14 protein-coding genes are annotated in these 16623 nt (G+C 51.3%); 7 read left to right on the top strand and 7 right to left on the bottom strand.

Features of this window, described 5'->3' with window-relative positions; translation table 11 throughout:
* The 4 genes from cobM (at position 1) to DXD78_RS10900 (ending at position 5606) form a co-directional block, all read left to right on the top strand.
* Positions 1-1854 (top strand): precorrin-4 C(11)-methyltransferase, encoded by a 1854-nt coding sequence (gene cobM, locus DXD78_RS10885; protein WP_009038551.1) that lies wholly within the window; start codon positions 1-3, stop codon positions 1852-1854.
* A 32-nt stretch (positions 1855-1886) separates the two neighbouring features.
* Positions 1887-3782, top strand: a complete 1896-nt coding sequence (gene cbiD, locus DXD78_RS10890; RefSeq protein ID WP_009038552.1) for a cobalt-precorrin-5B (C(1))-methyltransferase CbiD — start codon at positions 1887-1889, stop codon at positions 3780-3782.
* Entirely contained in the window at positions 3779-4453 is a 675-nt protein-coding gene (locus DXD78_RS10895) for an outer membrane beta-barrel protein (protein WP_009038553.1), read from the top strand. Before cbiD ends, DXD78_RS10895 begins: the two co-directional genes overlap by 4 nt.
* A 67-nt stretch (positions 4454-4520) precedes the next feature.
* Positions 4521-5606 (top strand): linear amide C-N hydrolase, encoded by a 1086-nt coding sequence (locus tag DXD78_RS10900; RefSeq protein ID WP_005829400.1) that lies wholly within the window; start codon positions 4521-4523, stop codon positions 5604-5606.
* 13 nt (positions 5607-5619) lie between these two features.
* Here the strand turns inward: DXD78_RS10900 and DXD78_RS10905 are convergent, their stop codons facing one another.
* From DXD78_RS10905 to DXD78_RS10935, 7 genes are all read right to left on the bottom strand, one after another.
* Positions 5620-6999 (bottom strand): MATE family efflux transporter, encoded by a 1380-nt coding sequence (locus DXD78_RS10905; RefSeq protein ID WP_050756867.1) that lies wholly within the window; start codon positions 6997-6999, stop codon positions 5620-5622.
* A complete protein-coding gene (locus tag DXD78_RS10910) occupies positions 6996-8015 on the bottom strand; it encodes an ABC transporter ATP-binding protein (RefSeq protein ID WP_009038555.1) in 1020 nt (339 codons plus the stop codon). The genes DXD78_RS10905 and DXD78_RS10910 overlap by 4 nt, the downstream gene beginning before the upstream one ends.
* Positions 8008-9045, bottom strand: a complete 1038-nt coding sequence (locus tag DXD78_RS10915) for an iron ABC transporter permease (RefSeq protein WP_034529853.1) — start codon at positions 9043-9045, stop codon at positions 8008-8010. The genes DXD78_RS10910 and DXD78_RS10915 overlap by 8 nt, the downstream gene beginning before the upstream one ends.
* Positions 9045-10214, bottom strand: coding sequence for an ABC transporter substrate-binding protein (locus DXD78_RS10920; RefSeq protein WP_009038557.1), 1170 nt, complete (start codon positions 10212-10214; stop codon positions 9045-9047). The genes DXD78_RS10915 and DXD78_RS10920 overlap by 1 nt, the downstream gene beginning before the upstream one ends.
* Before the next feature lie 102 nt (positions 10215-10316).
* Complete coding sequence (locus DXD78_RS10925; protein WP_009038558.1) at positions 10317-11672, bottom strand: FAD-dependent oxidoreductase; 1356 nt, start codon at positions 11670-11672, stop codon at positions 10317-10319.
* A gap of 4 nt (positions 11673-11676) precedes the next feature.
* Positions 11677-12267: a DUF417 family protein gene (locus tag DXD78_RS10930; RefSeq protein ID WP_009038559.1), complete on the bottom strand. Its 591-nt coding sequence runs from the start codon at positions 12265-12267 to the stop codon at positions 11677-11679.
* A gap of 90 nt (positions 12268-12357) precedes the next feature.
* Positions 12358-13215: a helix-turn-helix domain-containing protein gene (locus DXD78_RS10935; protein WP_009038560.1), complete on the bottom strand. Its 858-nt coding sequence runs from the start codon at positions 13213-13215 to the stop codon at positions 12358-12360.
* A 123-nt stretch (positions 13216-13338) separates the two neighbouring features.
* Between DXD78_RS10935 and DXD78_RS10940 the strand changes: the two genes are divergently transcribed.
* The 3 genes from DXD78_RS10940 to DXD78_RS10950 all read left to right on the top strand — a co-directional run bounded on the left by DXD78_RS10940 (position 13339) and on the right by DXD78_RS10950 (position 16622).
* Complete coding sequence (locus tag DXD78_RS10940; RefSeq protein WP_187370428.1) at positions 13339-14046, top strand: precorrin-2 C(20)-methyltransferase; 708 nt, start codon at positions 13339-13341, stop codon at positions 14044-14046.
* 91 nt (positions 14047-14137) lie between these two features.
* On the top strand, positions 14138-14533 hold the full coding sequence (locus DXD78_RS10945) for a DUF1573 domain-containing protein (RefSeq protein WP_005836647.1): 396 nt from the start codon (positions 14138-14140) through the stop codon (positions 14531-14533).
* Between the two features lie 97 nt (positions 14534-14630).
* A complete protein-coding gene (locus DXD78_RS10950; protein ID WP_009038562.1) occupies positions 14631-16622 on the top strand; it encodes an OPT family oligopeptide transporter in 1992 nt (663 codons plus the stop codon).
* Position 16623 lies beyond the last annotated feature (1 nt).

Consider the following 16623-nt stretch of genomic DNA (forward strand, 5'->3'; position numbering starts at 1 on the left):
ATGAAAACAGCTATTATTCTAATCTCCGAAGCCGGTTTGAGCATAGCCCAATCACTACTCAACGAACTTCCCGACTCCGAAATCTTCACCCTCAGGCACGAAGAGGGATGCACACATATAGAATCCGCCGGCAAATTCACAGCGGAAAACTTCAACCGCTATGATGCCTTTGTCTTCATTGGCGCCATGGGAATCTGTGTCCGCACCATCGCTCCTTGCGTGAAGAACAAATATACCGACCCTGCCGTGGTTTGCGTGGACAGTACCGGTAAATTTGCCATCTCCGTACTTTCCGGACACATCGGAGGAGCCAACGAACTGACCCACCAGGTAGCGAATATCCTCGGGGCCGAACCGGTAGTCACCACGCAAAGCGACTGCACCGGTCTATGGGGACTCGATACCCTGCCCCAACGTTTCGGGTGGTTTCCGGTCATCAACGCCGAGCCCTCCACCCTCCTGTTGGCAGAACTTGCCAAGACGCCCGAAGAGAAAAAAAGAGTATGCATGAACGAGCATATCAGCCTCTTCGTTTCCGGCAAGCCCACCGCCCTGCTGCTCACGGTGCGCAATGAAGGTACGGACTGGATGGAGGCGCACCTGCCGCCTCATGTAGAAGTATTCTACCGGGTGCAGGACATTAAACCTTCACGCTTCAAACTGATTCTGTGCGTATCTCCCCAAGTCCCCAACTTCCCGGAAATGCCTATGATATGCTACGTGCCCTGTGTCGTACACCTCGGCATCGGCCTTGCCCGGCTGGCAGGCCCTGTGCGGAAAGTGGAGAAAGAGATTATGAACACGCTGAAGGAATACGGTATCATGCCCCAAAGCATCGCCTCCATCTCCACGATTAAAGCCAAAAGTGACGAACCGGTAGTGAAAGCGCTCCAAAAGAAGTTCCCGGTCTACTTCTATACAGCCGAGGAACTGGCAGAGATAGAGGTGCCCCATCCCAGCAAAACCGTCATGAAGCACATGGGTACCCCCAGCGTCAGCGAAGCCGCCGCCTTACTGAGTGCAAACAACTCCCGGCTGCTGGTGCCCAAGAAGAAAGGAGAGAACTATACCGTGGCCGCCGCCCTTGACATAAGAACTGTGCGCCAGGGCCACATCGAAATAGTGGGTGCCGGCCCGGGCGACCCGGACCTGGTTTCCGTACGCGGACGCCAAATGCTGGAACGCGCCGACCTCATTCTGTATGCCGGCAGTCTCGTTCCCAGGGAGCTGACTCTCTGTGCCAAGGCCGGGGCTACCGTACTCAGCTCCGCTTCCATGGATTTGGAAGAACAATTTGAAGTGATGAAGAAGTTCTATGACAAGGGAAAATTCATCGTACGCCTGCATACGGGTGACCCTTGTATCTATGGTGCCATTCAGGAACAAATGAACTACTTTGACCAGCACGGTATGAGCTACCACATCACCCCCGGCATATCCTCCTTCCAGGCGGCGGCAGCTGCCTTGAAGTCGCAGTTCACCATTCCGGAAAAAGTGCAAAGCATCATCCTAACACGCGGCGAAGGACGTACGCCCATGCCCGAACGCGAAAAGCTACATCTCATGGCACGCTCACAAAGTACCATGTGCATCTTCCTCAGTGCAAGCATTGCGAAGCAGGTGCAGGAAGAACTGTTGCAGGAATATCCGGAAACTACCCCCGTAGCTGTCTGCTACCACTTGACATGGAAAGACGAACAAATATTCAGGGGGGAACTCAAAGACCTTGCCAGAATAGTGAAGGAAAATAACCTCACCTTGACAACCATGATTGTCGTAGGCGAAGCCATCGGCAACCGTGAAGGTCTGTCACGGCTCTATGCACACGAGTTCAAGCATCTGTACCGGAAATAAATCAACGATTAATCACCCATAAACATTCAAACATGATATTAATATTTGGCGGAACCACCGAAGGACGCATAGCCATCCAAACCCTTGAAGAAGCCGGAAAAACTTTCTACTATTCTACCAAAGGGGATGAGCAGGACGTACTTCTGCATAATGGCATCCGCCTGCAAGGCGCGATGGATGCAATAGAAATAGAAACATTCTGTGCACAGCATCACATAAAGCTGCTGATAGACGCCGCGCACCCCTTTGCCACACAGCTGCATGAGACTCTGGAACAAGTCTCCGTGGAATCGAATATCCCCGTCATCCGTTTCGAGCGTATCTTCCCGGAACGCGATGAAGAACACATCACCTGGTGCAGGGATTATGACGATGCCATCGAGAAGATACAGAAAGAAAAGATTTTCATCTTACTTGCACTGACCGGCGTACAGACCATAGGTAAGCTGAAGCCTTTGTGGCAGAATGCCTGCTGTTACTTCCGCATCCTTGACCGTGACAGCTCGCGCAAGCTCGCCCGGGAACAAGGTTTCTCCGAGAAGAACCTCTACTACTACACGCCCGGAGAAGACGAGCAAATCCTGATGAAACAGCTTCATCCCGAAGCCATCCTCCTCAAAGAAAGCGGGATATCCGGTGGATTCTGCGAGAAGGTGGAAGCTGCCCGGCAACTGGGTATACGCATCTTTGCCATCTGCCGCCCCAAGACATCCGGCAAGTTTATCTGTGTAAACGGCGAGCATGGCCTGCGCCGCATAATCGAGAAACATTTACCCGACTTCTTCCCCCTGCGCAGCGGACTGACCACCGGAACATGTGCCGCCGCTGCCGCCGTAGCCGCCACCTGGGATGTATTCAATATCTACTTCAAAAAGCGTCCTACGGAATTTCCGGTAGTTCTTCCCAACGGAGAAACCATCCAGGTTCCCGTAGAGCCTCAGCACCATATTCCCCACTCCGACCTTCTGGAAAACGGTGACGGCATGTTCGAGACAAGCGCTACCGTCATCAAGGATGCCGGCGACGACCCGGACATCACCAACGGGATGAAAGTTGTGGCCAATATAGCCATACCTTTCCGCATAGACGACCCGCTGCCGGAAGACACTCCCCAGGACGACTACAACATCATCGTCTGCGGCGGCGAAGGCGTAGGTGTCGTCACCATGCCCGGTCTGGGACTTGAGCTCGGTAGCTCTGCCATCAACGACACCCCGCGCGAAATGATAAAGAAGAACGTCAAGCTATGGCTTGAACGCCTCCATATTGCCAAACAGCCCAATCCTATTCTCATTACCATCTCCATCCCCGGTGGAGAAGAAATAGCCAAACGCACCTTCAATCCCCGCCTCGGTATCGAAGGAGGCATTTCCATTATCGGGACCTCCGGCATCGTGAAGCCATTCTCCTCGGAAGCCTTCGTCAATTCCATCCGGAAGTCCATGGAAGTGGCAAAGGCGACCCGGAACCCTCGTATCGTCATCAGCTCCGGTGCAAAGAGCGAACGTTTCATCAAGGCGTATTATCCCGACCTCCCCACCCAGGCTTTCGTGCATTACGGCAACTTTATCGGCGAAACCTTGAAAATAGCAGCCGAAGAGCAAGTACCGCACGTCACCCTCGGCGTGATGATGGGAAAGGCCGTGAAACTGGCCGAAGGCAATCTGGATACCCACAGCAAGAAAGTGACCATGAATAAGGAATTCATTCAAGACCTGGCACGCCAGACGGGATGCAGCGAAGAAACACTTGCCGCCATCGGACAGATGAACCTGGCGCGCGAACTCTGGGACATCATTCCCGAAGAGCTGCTGGAAAAGTTTGGCAAGGCACTGATTGAGCTCTGTCACCGGCACTGTGCCCCCTTACTGCCCAATGGCGAACTAACAGTATTACTCATAACCGAAAACGGAAAAATTTACTCATGAAGAAGAAGATAATCATTACCGTCTGTATGGCAATGACCGTACTGACCGGTCTGGCACAAAGCCCGCTGTCCTTTCATGCAAAAGCTGGAATCGGTACCTCCCATTTTCATGGAAAACACTCCAGTAGTGACACCCAAATAGCTTACAAAGCTGGTGTCGGTGCAGAATATGTCCTCAACAAGACCTGGGTGCTGCAATCCGCATTGGAGTTTGTGTCCATCGGCGGTAAAGACGAGATAAGCCACATCGGCAAGGCCAAAATGCATGAACTGTATCTGCAAATCCCCCTCATGATAGCGGCCCGCCTCCATCTGGGCAGGGATTATCATGCCTCGCTGAGCGTCGGCCCTTATGCGGCCATAGGCGTGGCAGGCAAGACCTCCGGCGAGACCTACGATTATAGCAGCAGCAGTATGCAGGGAGGATACCAGTTCAAGATAGACACTTTCGGCAGTATGGTAGACGGGAAAATGGGTAACAACCGTTTCGATGCAGGTATTGCCCTGGGACTTACTTTTGAATACAGAAGATTCATCATCGGTGCAGAGACACAAGTGGGACTGGTAAAAGTCAATGAGCAGATAAACCAGATGATAGGTCATTCGGAAGAAGGAGGATATTTTCCCAAGAACTTCGCCGCATTCTTTACGCTGGGGTACCGGTTCTGGTAAGGGAACATTTTGCCATACAGAGTTGTTTAGTATACAAACAGATACTCAACAATATAAACTGAATAATATGGCAAAAAGAATTCCTATCCTGCTGGCAGCAATGACAGCCCTCACCTTCGCCCCTCAAACAGCAGAGGCATGTACCGGTATCACCCTGACGGCCAAAGACAATGCGCACGTCGTAGCCCGCACCATCGAATGGGGAGGCAGTGAGCTGAACAGCCAGTACGTCATCGTACCGCGCGGTTATTCGCAACAATCACTGACACCCGGAGGCAGTCTGTCCGGCATGGAGTTCACCTCACGCTATGGCTACGTAGGCCTGGCAGTGGAGCAAAAGGAGTTCGTGGCCGAAGGTCTGAATGAAGCCGGGCTCTCCGCCGGGCTGTTCTACTTTCCCGGATATGGCAAATATGAGGAGTACGACCCCACACGAAAAGCGTCGAGCATAGCCGATTTACAATTGGTATCATGGCTGTTGGGAAGCTTTTCTACTGTGGACGAGGTAAAGGAGGCTATTGAAAATGTGACGGTCATAGCCATTGACCCACGCGCCTCCACCGTACATTGGCGGATTGCAGACAAGACCGGCCGCCAACTGGTATTGGAGTTCATCGACGGACAGCCCCGTTTCTATGAAAACAAACTGGGAGTATTGACAAACTCCCCCGGCTTTGACTGGCAGATGACCAACTTAAACAATTATGTGAACCTCTACCCGGGCAGTGCCGAAAGCAAATCGCTAGGCAATGTGACTATAGCCCCTTTCGGTTCGGGAAGCGGCTTTTTGGGAATTCCGGGAGATGTGACTCCCCCTTCCCGCTTTATCCGTGCCGCTTTCTACCAGACTTCTACACCACCACAGAATACCGCACAGGAAACCGTTCTCCAATGTTTTCAGATACTGAATAACTTTGATATACCCGTAGGCATCGAGTTTCCCCTCGGCCAGGTTCCTGCCAATATTCCAAGTGCCACCCAATGGACATCGGCCACAGATATGACAAACGGTATCATCTACTATCGCACCATGTACAACAGTACAATCAGAAGCATTGATTTGAGACAGATAGACTTCGGGCGCATCGAGTACCATGCAGCTCCCCTCGATAAAGTGAAGCGGCAACCGATAGCTCCCGTGAAAATTGAATAGGGACGCAGAAACTTCAAGATTGCCGCTGTTGCAGTTGTTCCGCCTCCTTCCTCTTCATCTCCGCCAGCACCCCGCAGGTCAATGGAATGGCGAGGAAGAAGGTCAGCATGTCCGACGCCGCCTGGCACATCTCCACCCCTTTCAGTCCTAAGAAATAAGGAAGAATGAAGATGAGGGGGATGAAGAACAGCCCTTGACGGGCAGAGGAAAGTATCGTAGCGCGTACGGGCTTGCGGATAGTCTGCAGCATCATGTTGCTGACCACAATCCATGCACCCAACGGATAGGTGATGAACTGCCAGCGCAATGCTGCCGCACCGGTAGCTACAACAGCAGGGTCTCCCTTGCGGAAGATGGAGACAATCTCCTCGGCATATCCCATACCTGCCACCACACAAACCAGCAAAAAGAAAAAGCCTACCTTCACACAGAACCAGAATCCTTGGCGCACTCTGGCATACAGCCCGGCACCATAATTGAATCCGCATACCGGTTGGAAGCCTTGCCCGAAACCAATTAGGAAAGCATTGATAAACATAGAGATACGCGTCACAATGGACATCCCTGCAATAGCTGCGTCACCATATGCACCGGCCGCCACGTTCAGCAAAATGGTTGCCACGCTTGCCAGTCCCTGCCGGGTGAGTGACGGAGTTCCACCCCCAATAATTTCCTTGATGAAAGCCAGTGTAGGCGTAAAGTTTCTGTAACGTATACGTATATTTCTTCCTCTGCGCCCCATATATAGCAAAAGGATGAAACTACATATCTGGCTGACTACTGTGGCAAGTGCGGCACCGGATATGCCCATATCGCATACAAAAATCAGGATAGGGTCGAGCACCACGTTGATGACCGCCCCACTCACAATCCCCACCATGGCATACGCCGCATTACCTTGAAAACGTATTTGGTTATTCAGCACCAATGAGGCGGTCATAAAAGGAGTACCCAGCAGAATGATTCCCAAATAGCGCTCCGTATACGGAAGAATAGTAGGCGTCGACCCCAAAGCAAGGGAAAGCGGTGTAAGGAACAGCAATCCCAGCACAGCCAGAGCCGCTCCGATAAACAAGGCAAAAAAGAAGCCGGTGGATGCCATCTTCTCGGCACTCTCCGTTTCCTGCGCCCCCAACTTACGGGAGATGTAGTTCCCCGAACCATGACCGAAGAAGAATCCCACAGCCTGGATAATGGACATCACAGAAAACACGATACCTACGGCAGCCGTAGACTGGGTATTTATTTTACCCACAAAATAGGTATCTGCCATGTTGTAGAAGGACGTCACCAGCATGCTGATGATGGTCGGCACAGCCAATGACGTAATCAGCCGGGGGACCGGAGTCGTCGTTAAGTGGACATAATTATCCTTTGCAGAATGGTGCATCATAGGGAATGGAATGACAAGACTATTTGCAGCAATTTCTCAATGGAGTACACTGTTACCGGCTCCTTGCCCGGTCGATGGAATACGAAGCTGCCGTCTCCCTTCAAATCTCCGGTTTCGATATAAATCTCCGATTCAACATTCCGGTTTGCCAGAATCCCGTTTCTCTGGAGTGCCTTGCGCACCATGGCATACTTCTGCCCGTGGCCCGCCAAGCGTATCTGGGAGGTATATTCATTGGCTACCCTGAACAGTCCCGTTTCCAAATCAAAGGCAATACCCTTACGGGCAAAGAAGTTGCTCAGGCTGCCGTTCAACGAAAGGTCCTCGGGCGTACCGATAGTTACGCCGTTCACCTTGTCCATCAGCCATATTTTGTCCGCTATCTGCAGGGCCAGTTCCAGGTCGTGAGTAGAAAGGAAAATCGTCTTGTCCGTTTGCCGGCTGAGCTGGTGAAGCAGTTGCATCATCTCTACTTTACTGGGAAAATCAAGGAAAGCTGTCGGTTCATCCAGATAGATGACGGGAGTTTCCTGGGCGAGCGCCTTGGCTATCATCACCTTCTGCCGTTCACCGTCACTCAGCGTATGCACCATGCGGTGTGCCAGATGGGGAATGCCTACCAGGGCGATGGATTTGTCCACCACAATCTTGTCCTCTTTCGAAAGGGTTCCCCAGAAACCGGTGTAGGGGCTACGCCCCAGACCTATCAGTTCTACGACGGACATATTGCGTATATCGCACTTCTCCGTCAGCACCACACTAATGACGCGCGAAAGCTGCTTGTCGGTATAGTCCCCAATCTCTTTTCCTTCAATAAATATGTTTCCGCCAAGTTTCGGCTGGAAGGCGGACAACGTACGGAGCAGCGTGGACTTCCCCACTCCATTAGCTCCCAACAAGCAAGTCAGCTCACCACTGTTGATTCCGGCGCAAATGCCGTCTGCCACCACTTTCACATCCCCCTTACCGGGGTAACCGATGGAAAGATTCTCTATATGTATGGTTTCCTTATTCATTCAATTCTCCTTTCCGTTTTCTAAAAAGTACAGAAGCCACTACCGGCGCACCTACCAGTGCCGTCACCGAGTTGACCGGCAAAGCTCCCTCGAAGCCGGGCATACGGGCTATCAGATTGCAGACCAATGCCAGGGAAGCGCCTACCAGCAATGTGGCAGGCATCAGTACCCGATGGTCCGAAGAGTGGAAGATGGCACGGCACAGATGGGGAACCGCCAATCCGATAAACATAATCGGACCGCAATAGGCCGTTACAATAGCCACCAGCACGCCGGAGCATGAGATAACCAGCAGGCGTGCCCGCTTGATGTTCAGTCCCAGATTGCGTGCATAGCCATCGCCCAGCAGCAACAGATTCATCGTCTTTATCAGCAGGAAGGACAACGGAAGCAGCACAGCCATGATGCAGACAAACAGCACCATCTGGTCGCCCGAAACACGGGCAAAGCTACCCAATCCCCAAATGACATATGCACGTATATCTTCCTCCACACTGAAATATTTCAATACGCCGATGACGGCACTTGCCACATAGCCTATCATCACACCGATTATCAGCAGCGTCACGTTGCCCTTCACCTTCTGGGAGACATAGACAATGAGCGCCATCACAGCCAGCGCACCGATAATGGCGGCAACCGACAAGGCAACCTCGCCCATATACCCCAAACGGCTCAATGCCACACCGCCCATCGCCCCGGACAGTAATACCACACAAGCCACACCCAGGCTGGCACCTGAACTGATGCCCAATACCGAAGGCCCTGCCAGCGGATTGCGGAACACCGTCTGCATCTGCAGACCGCTGACTGACAGCCCTGCTCCCGCCACCAATGCCGTCAACGCTTGGGGCACGCGGGACTTCCAGATAATATTCTGCCAAATAACGGATTCATCCGTATTTCCCCACAATATGTTCCACACGGAGCGCAGAGGAATGTGAACCGACCCCAAAAGCAGGTTCAGCAGGAAAAAAAGAAAGATAGATGCCAGTGTCAGCAACATCAACGGAAGTACGGGTCTTTTTATCATTTCAGCAGTTCGTAGTAAGTCGGTTTATAGTCAGGCAACAAATCGGGATGGAAAGCATGTATCAAGTCTTCCAATACAATTTCGGGCTGCATGGGCATACTTTCGTAGAAGGGTTTCTCACGCATGTTGCAGTATACCACTCCCTTCTCACGAAACGCACGGAAGTCGGCATAACGCGGGTCGAGGGACTTCAAGGCATCATACGTGAATGTCCCGTCATAGCTGTTGACAATGCGCCAATAGTCGGCACTCTCCGCCTGGCTATATACGGTTTCAAAATCCAGCGTGACACCTCCCGAACGGGGATCGTCTTTCAAGAAATAATCCGCACCGGCATCACGGAACAGTTCGGCAAGAAAGCTCTTTCCTCCCACTGCATACCAGTTGCCACCCCGTATCTCGCCGCTGAATACCATCGGACGCTTCTTCACGTTGGCAGCCAGCTCCTTCAATTCGTTATAGCGCTTCTCTATCGCAGCAAACTTTTCATTCGCCTCCACTTCCTGGCCTATAAACATGCCGATGAATTTTATCCATTCAGCCTGCCCCAACGGGGTCATCTCCTTATATCCCAAATGGGGAACCAGTGGAATACCGATTTCCCGCATGGCATCATATCCGCCCCGCTTGAAAGGAGAGATAAAGATAACATCCGGATTCATGCTCATTATCACTTCATTATCAAAGTTCCCTTCGATACCAATCTTCACGGTCTCGCCGGACTTCAAACGTTCGTTCATCTCCTTGTTGAAGAGATGGCGCGTACTGGTGATGCCCACCACATAATCGCAGGCATCCAGACGGATGAAGTTGGAAAGTTGCAGGGATGTCATACACATAACGTGCTCTACCGGCGTTTCAATCACCGTATAGTCGCTCGGTATACCGACAGGCTTTATGCCTTTCGGTACCAGCGCATAGTGGAAAGTGCTGCTGCTTTCTTTTTGAGGGTCGTGTATATCCACCAGACGGACATGGTGCGGAAGATATTTCACCGTATAGCCTTTGGCATAGCACGGTACAATGGTGGCTGCCGTGTCTGTCGTAACCGGAGAATAGCCCGTTTCGGAAGAAGATTCGGTAGTAGTCTGTCTTGATTTTAAGCCGCAAGAGGTTACGCATAAAATGCACAGCAGTGCAATGCCTATGGCAGATATCCGGGTCATGACTATTGGGGTTTATAGAATTCGGGCACAATATTCGTCATTTTTGGGGAAATACGCAAATGCTCTTCCCGCAAATTGGTGGATATTGTGCCTAAATAATCTTTAAAAGCCCATCAAGTCATTCAGCGCTTCGCTCATGCTGGGATGTGTAAAGACAAAATCACGGAGGAAGGTATATTCCTGCCCGGTCTTCATGGCCATTGCCACCAGGTTGATGACCTCGCTCGATTCCGGACCAAACAGCGTACATCCCACTATCTTGTCCGTATCGGCGTCCACCACCACCTTGAACAATCCGTTCGTATCGCCCAAAGTCCTGGCACGCGGAACAGCGGCTACCGGCAGTTTGTTGACCTTTATATTCAATCCTTTCTTGCGTGCTTCCGCTTCGCTCAGCCCGATGCGTGAAAGCGGCGGGTCGATGAATACCGAATAGCTCACCGGGTCACGGTCGGACACCTTGCGTTCTCCTGCCCCGAAAAGGTCTTCGCGCAGAATGCGGTAATCATCCAAAGAAATGTAGGTAAACTGCAAACCGCCCTTTACATCACCGATAGCATGTATCTTGGGGTTGGTAGTCTGCAAATAGTCGTCCACCACAATAGCACCGCGCTCATTCACCTCTACACCTGCCGCCGCCAGATTCAAGCCAGCCGTATTCGGACGCCGGCCGGTAGCCAGCAGGATGGCATCTGCGTGTAACTGATGTTCCTCTCCCGTGACCGCATCCCGGTAAATGACGTCAGAGTCTTTCACGGACTGCACGCGTGCATTCAGCTTGAAAACGATTCCTTTCTGTTCCAATACCTCCCGGACACTGTCCGCAATGTCCCGGTCCTCCCGGGATATCAGTTCGGAAGAGCCCTCGAGCACCGTGACTTGCGAACCGAATGAAACATACATGGAAGCAAATTCTAGTCCGATGTATCCCCCACCTACAATGACGAGCTGTACCGGCAGCTCAGTCAGTTCCATAATGGAGGTGCTGGTATATACCCGTGGGTTACCTTGTATCCCCTCTATCGGTGGAATGACGGTTTCGGCACCCGTATTGATGAATATCCGGGGAGCTTGCAATTGTAATGTCCCTTCCACCATCCCAACTTCCACCACATCCGGACCTGCAAAGGAGCCGATACCCGTATAGACCGTTATATGAGGATTGTCGGCCAGATTGTGATAATTCTTCTGACGCAGGAAAGAGACGACCTCTTCCTTCCTTGCAATGGACTGACGATAGTATGCCTTCTTGACCTCCCAAGAAGCGTCTTTGTCCGCATGCTTTGCCGCATGCACCAATGTTTTTGTGGGAATGCAACCGATATTGATACATGTCCCTCCGTACATCTTTTCCGAACGCTCCACTACGGCAACGTCCAGCTTCCGTTTTGCCAACTCGGCAGCCAGCGTCTTTCCACCTTTGCCGAATCCGATGATAATGGCATCATACTGTTTCATACGTCTATTTCCTTAATTGGTTCAATACTCTTTTTGCACTGTCAGACAGTACGACAATGGCACCGGCAAGAATGGCCGTATCCTTGATGACCAAGCGCCCTGCCCCCGTCAGCAACGGAAAGCCGTGCTCCTCGCTTCCCAAGTCGGGCACCCACACCTCAGGGGTTGTCACCAGGAAAGAGAGGGTACCCATCGTCATGACAATGACAAGTGCGGCTCCCGCCAGTCCGATTTTCGGAGAGAATATCCCCAGAAATGTCAGGATGCCGATGGCCATAATCAGAATGCCCAGACCGTGAGAGAAACCATACGTATTGTTCTCCACGTGCCACTGATGTTTCGCCTCATTGAACTCGCCCTCTTTCAGCTTATACTCCTTGTACTCCGGGGCACTCTTTGTATAAAAGAAGCTCATGAACGGGCTGTTCGCCACAAAAGGGACAATCCCTTCAGCCTCATAATTCCAGAATTTCAACCCACCAATCCATACGAAAATAACCAGGATGGCTACACGAATCAAATTAACACCCAACTTTTGAGTGGAAGCGGCCAGCGTCAACGCAGCCATAAACAAGTTTTGCAATTTCGTTTTCATCTTTGTTCTACTTTTTAAATGGTTTCAGTAATATGACTTGATTTTTGTTTTTGCAAAGTTCCTTGTTTTCCACCACGTACGAAATGGCAATTATTCCGCAACAGTTGGCAATTCTTCCCGTTTCACTCTTTTCCGGTAGTCCGAGACACTCTCGCCGGTCATTTTCTTGAAAAAACGGCTGAACGCGGGCAAGTCTTCAAAGCCCAGAATGGAGCTGATTTCTTTGGCGCTCTTGCGGGTATACAACAGCAGTCTCATGGCTTCCGCCTCAATGCGCTCATGAATCACCCGCAACGGGGAAGGCAACCCGCAGGCCGAGAACAGATTGGAAAGTGTCTTGGGAGAACGGCAAAGAATATCGGCATAATCCTGCACCTGCTTCTTCTCCTTGAAGTGCCGGTCCACCAGCACATAATACTGCCGGATGATGTCAAACGTCTTTTCCTTCTCCTGCCCCACCCCGAAAAGCTGGCGCGCAATGCGTGTGCAGGTAATGATGAAACGTTTCAAGACAATGCGCAGCATCTCCTCCTGCAGATTGTCATGAATGACCGACTCCTGCCGGAAAATGCGGACTATGTCATGCAGGTTGGAAGACTGCCCGGCAGAAAGCGCCAGTCTCATCACCCTGGAAGAGCCATAAAAAAGGAGTCCGTTGCAAGAGACCTCGTTGTCATGTCCATAGATGCAATAAAAATTGCTGTTGAATACAAACGTCAGGTATTCACCGTCCACCTCTTTTACCTCCAGGTGATGCAACGGGGTCAAGGTCACGATTTCATCCTTTTCCAGGCGCATGGGGATATGGTCTATTTCCAGAGTCAGCGTACCGCTCTGTACCCAAATGAATTTATACAGAGTCTTGTCACGTTGCAGCGACGCACGCTCATGGTAGCTGGAAGTCATGGCTATGTTGCCATTCAAGCGGGTGTTCAGTTGATAATCCATAAAAAACAGATTGTTTTAGTAAATAACAAAGATAGCGAATATCTTGTTTGCTACTGATTATTTCCCCACTTTTGTAGCCGTTTTGCTGTTCTTTAATTTTTAACCTTTAATGTCTTCATGCAAATGTTCCCCGTCATATTTGTATCTCTCGGTCCCGGCGAACCGGAACTGATTACCGTAAAAGGCTTGAAAGCCCTGCAGACAGCCGACTGTATATTCTGTCCCGAGACACTGGCCAAAGATGGAAACAGAGTTTCACGCGCAGCCGACATCCTATTGCAACTCGACATTCCGGAAAACACGGTGTACCGCTTTCCACTCCCCATGAGCAAACAGCGCGAAAAAGCCCTGAGCGCCTACGACGAGGTCTATATGGAGAGCTCCACCCTCCGGCAACAAGGAAAGAAGGTCTGTATCGTTGCCGAAGGAGATGCCGGATTCTACTCTTCCATACATTATGTATATGACAAACTGCAGGCAGACGGCATCCCCGTGAAGCACATCCCCGGTATCCCCGCCTTCATTGCCGCCGGCGCACTGGGCGGGCTCCATGTGGCCAGCCAGGAAGAGCGGCTGACGGTGATACCCGGCATTACTACGACAGAAGAGATAGAGAAACTGACAAGCGAAAACAGTGCGGTTGTCATCATGAAGCTGTCCAGATGCACCGATGAGATTCACCGCTGCATCCGCCTGCATCCCGAATACCGGTATCACTATTTTGAGAATGTAGGCACTCCGGAAGAGAAGTATATCAATGACAGCAAGCGGATAGCGACCATCCGCTTCCCCTATTTTTCCCTGCTTATCATTCGTACAGAGACCTTTTGAGCCCGATTTAATACAATTTCGCACGCCATAGGCATTATTTTAATGAAAATGGGTTACCTTTGCGCCGTTGAAATATAAAAAAGATAAGAACATGAAGAAAGTCGTTTTTTATATGATGCTGCTGGTTATGAGCATCGGTTATGCCTATGCACAAGGAAAGGCAGACATCAAATTCGAACAGACCACCCACAACTTCGGCACATTCTCCGAAAACAGTCCTGTGGTCAGCTACACCTTTAAGTTTACGAACGTAGGCGATGCTCCGCTTGTCATCCATCAGGCTGTAGCTTCCTGCGGATGTACCGTTCCCGAATATTCACAAGAACCGATAGCACCGGGAAAGACTGGAACAGTGAAAGTAACTTATAATGGAACCGGAAGATACCCCGGACACTTCAAGAAATCCATTACCCTGCGCACCAATGCCAAAACGGAAATCATGCGATTATTTATCGAAGGGGACATGACCGCTAAAGATGCCAAATAAGCATTTTACCATACAGAATTAAGGAGATTTTTTTAAATCTCCTTTTTTTTTGCTTTCTTTGAAGTCTATTAAAGAAAAACATAAAACTACAAAACCTATGAAACAAGAAGAAGAACCTATTACCGGACTACCGGAAAATGCGTTCCGTGAATTGAAACCGGGAGAAGTGTACAACCCTCTGATGAGCCCGGATAAGAAGTATTCAGAAGTAAATGCCTGGTCGGTGACATGGGGTATTCTGATGGCCATCCTCTTTTCGGCCGCAGCCGCCTATCTGGGGCTGAAGGTGGGGCAAGTATTCGAAGCCGCCATCCCCATCGCCATCATTGCCGTCGGCGTATCGGGTGCCGCCAAACGCAAAAACGCATTGGGCGAAAACGTCATTATCCAGTCTATCGGTGCCAGCTCGGGCGTCATCGTGGCAGGTGCCATCTTCACCCTTCCGGCACTCTATATTCTCCAAGAAACCTATCCGAAAGAAATCACCGTCACCTTTGCACAAGTCTTTATCAGTTCCCTGCTGGGAGGTGTGCTGGGTATTCTTTTCCTTATCCCCTTCCGCAAATATTTCGTGAGCGACATGCACGGCAAGTATCCCTTCCCCGAGGCGACAGCCACCACACAAGTGCTCGTCTCCGGTGAAAAGGGCGGCAGCCAGGCAAAACCATTACTCATGGCAGGTATTATCGGAGGTCTATACGACTTCATCGTGGCAACCTTCGGCTGGTGGAACGAGAATTTCACTACCCGCGTATGCGGCTTCGGCGAAATGCTGGCCGAGAAAGCCAAGCTGGTATTCAAGGTTAATACGGGTGCTGCCGTGCTCGGTCTGGGTTATATTGTGGGACTGAAATACGCGTCCATCATCTGTGCCGGTTCGCTGGCCGTATGGTGGATTATCATCCCCGGCATGTCCATGATTTGGGGAGACTCCGTACTGAACCAATGGAACCCCGAAATCACGGCAACCGTAGGCGCCATGGCTCCGGAAGAAATCTTCAAATACTACGCCAAGAGCATCGGTATCGGTGGTATAGCCATGGCAGGCATCATCGGCATTATCAAGTCCTGGGGCATCATCAAGAGCGCTGTAGGACTGGCTGCCAAGGAAATGGGAGGTAAGTCCAACGTGGAAGCCAGTGTGAAACGCACACAGCGGGACATCTCTATGAAGATTATCGCCATCGGTTCCATCATCACGCTGCTGCTGGTTGTTCTCTTCTTCTACTTCGATGTGATGCAGGGCAACTTGACACATACCATTGTAGCTATCCTGCTTGTTGCAGGTATCGCTTTCCTGTTCACCACCGTGGCAGCCAATGCCATTGCGATTGTGGGCACAAACCCCGTATCCGGAATGACGCTGATGACATTAATCCTGGCATCCGTAGTCATGGTAGCCGTAGGGCTGAAAGGTCCCGGAGGAATGGTTGCGGCACTGGTGATGGGTGGTGTTGTATGTACGGCACTGTCCATGGCGGGAGGCTTCATCACAGACTTGAAAATCGGTTACTGGCTGGGTAGCACGCCTGCCAAGCAGGAGACCTGGAAGTTCCTCGGAACCATCGTTTCTGCCGCTACCGTAGGTGGTGTAATGATTATCCTAAACAAGACATACGGTTTCACCAGCGGACAGCTGGCCGCTCCGCAAGCCAATGCCATGGCGGCCGTTATCGAACCGTTGATGAACGGTGTGGGTGCGCCCTGGCCGCTCTACGGTATCGGTGCAGTGCTGGCCGTCATCCTCAATTTCTGCAAGATTCCCGCACTGGCATTTGCATTGGGTATGTTCATCCCATTGGAACTGAATGTTCCGTTGGTAGTGGGCGGTGCCATCAACTGGTACGTGACCAGCCGCAGCAAGGATGCCGCTCTCAATGCCGAACGCGGGGAGAAAGGTACCCTGCTTGCCTCCGGTTTCATTGCCGGCGGTGCATTGATGGGCGTGGCAAGTGCTGCCATGCGTTTCGGAGGAATCAACCTCGTAAACGATGCATGGTTGCAGAACACCTGGTCCGAAGTGCTGGCGCTGGGTGCTTATGCCATTCTGATATTCTACCTCATCAAAGCTTCCATGAAAACCAAATAAC

The sequence above is a fragment of the Bacteroides sp. D20 genome (genome assembly GCF_003436255.1).
GTDB lineage: Bacteria > Bacteroidota > Bacteroidia > Bacteroidales > Bacteroidaceae > Bacteroides > Bacteroides uniformis.

Coding starts and splice junctions, on each gene's coding strand:
- DXD78_RS10945 (WP_005836647.1), top strand. CDS start 14,138: ATGAAGAAAGTCGTTTTTTATATGATGCTGCTGGTTATGAGCATCGGT.
- DXD78_RS10935 (WP_009038560.1), bottom strand. CDS start 13,215: ATGGATTATCAACTGAACACCCGCTTGAATGGCAACATAGCCATGACT.
- DXD78_RS10925 (WP_009038558.1), bottom strand. CDS start 11,672: ATGAAACAGTATGATGCCATTATCATCGGATTCGGCAAAGGTGGAAAG.
- DXD78_RS10940 (WP_187370428.1), top strand. CDS start 13,339: ATGTTCCCCGTCATATTTGTATCTCTCGGTCCCGGCGAACCGGAACTG.
- DXD78_RS10910 (WP_009038555.1), bottom strand. CDS start 8,015: ATGAATAAGGAAACCATACATATAGAGAATCTTTCCATCGGTTACCCC.
- DXD78_RS10920 (WP_009038557.1), bottom strand. CDS start 10,214: ATGACCCGGATATCTGCCATAGGCATTGCACTGCTGTGCATTTTATGC.
- DXD78_RS10895 (WP_009038553.1), top strand. CDS start 3,779: ATGAAGAAGAAGATAATCATTACCGTCTGTATGGCAATGACCGTACTG.
- DXD78_RS10950 (WP_009038562.1), top strand. CDS start 14,631: ATGAAACAAGAAGAAGAACCTATTACCGGACTACCGGAAAATGCGTTC.
- cbiD (WP_009038552.1), top strand. CDS start 1,887: ATGATATTAATATTTGGCGGAACCACCGAAGGACGCATAGCCATCCAA.
- DXD78_RS10905 (WP_050756867.1), bottom strand. CDS start 6,999: ATGATGCACCATTCTGCAAAGGATAATTATGTCCACTTAACGACGACT.
- DXD78_RS10900 (WP_005829400.1), top strand. CDS start 4,521: ATGGCAAAAAGAATTCCTATCCTGCTGGCAGCAATGACAGCCCTCACC.
- cobM (WP_009038551.1), top strand. CDS start 1: ATGAAAACAGCTATTATTCTAATCTCCGAAGCCGGTTTGAGCATAGCC.
- DXD78_RS10930 (WP_009038559.1), bottom strand. CDS start 12,267: ATGAAAACGAAATTGCAAAACTTGTTTATGGCTGCGTTGACGCTGGCC.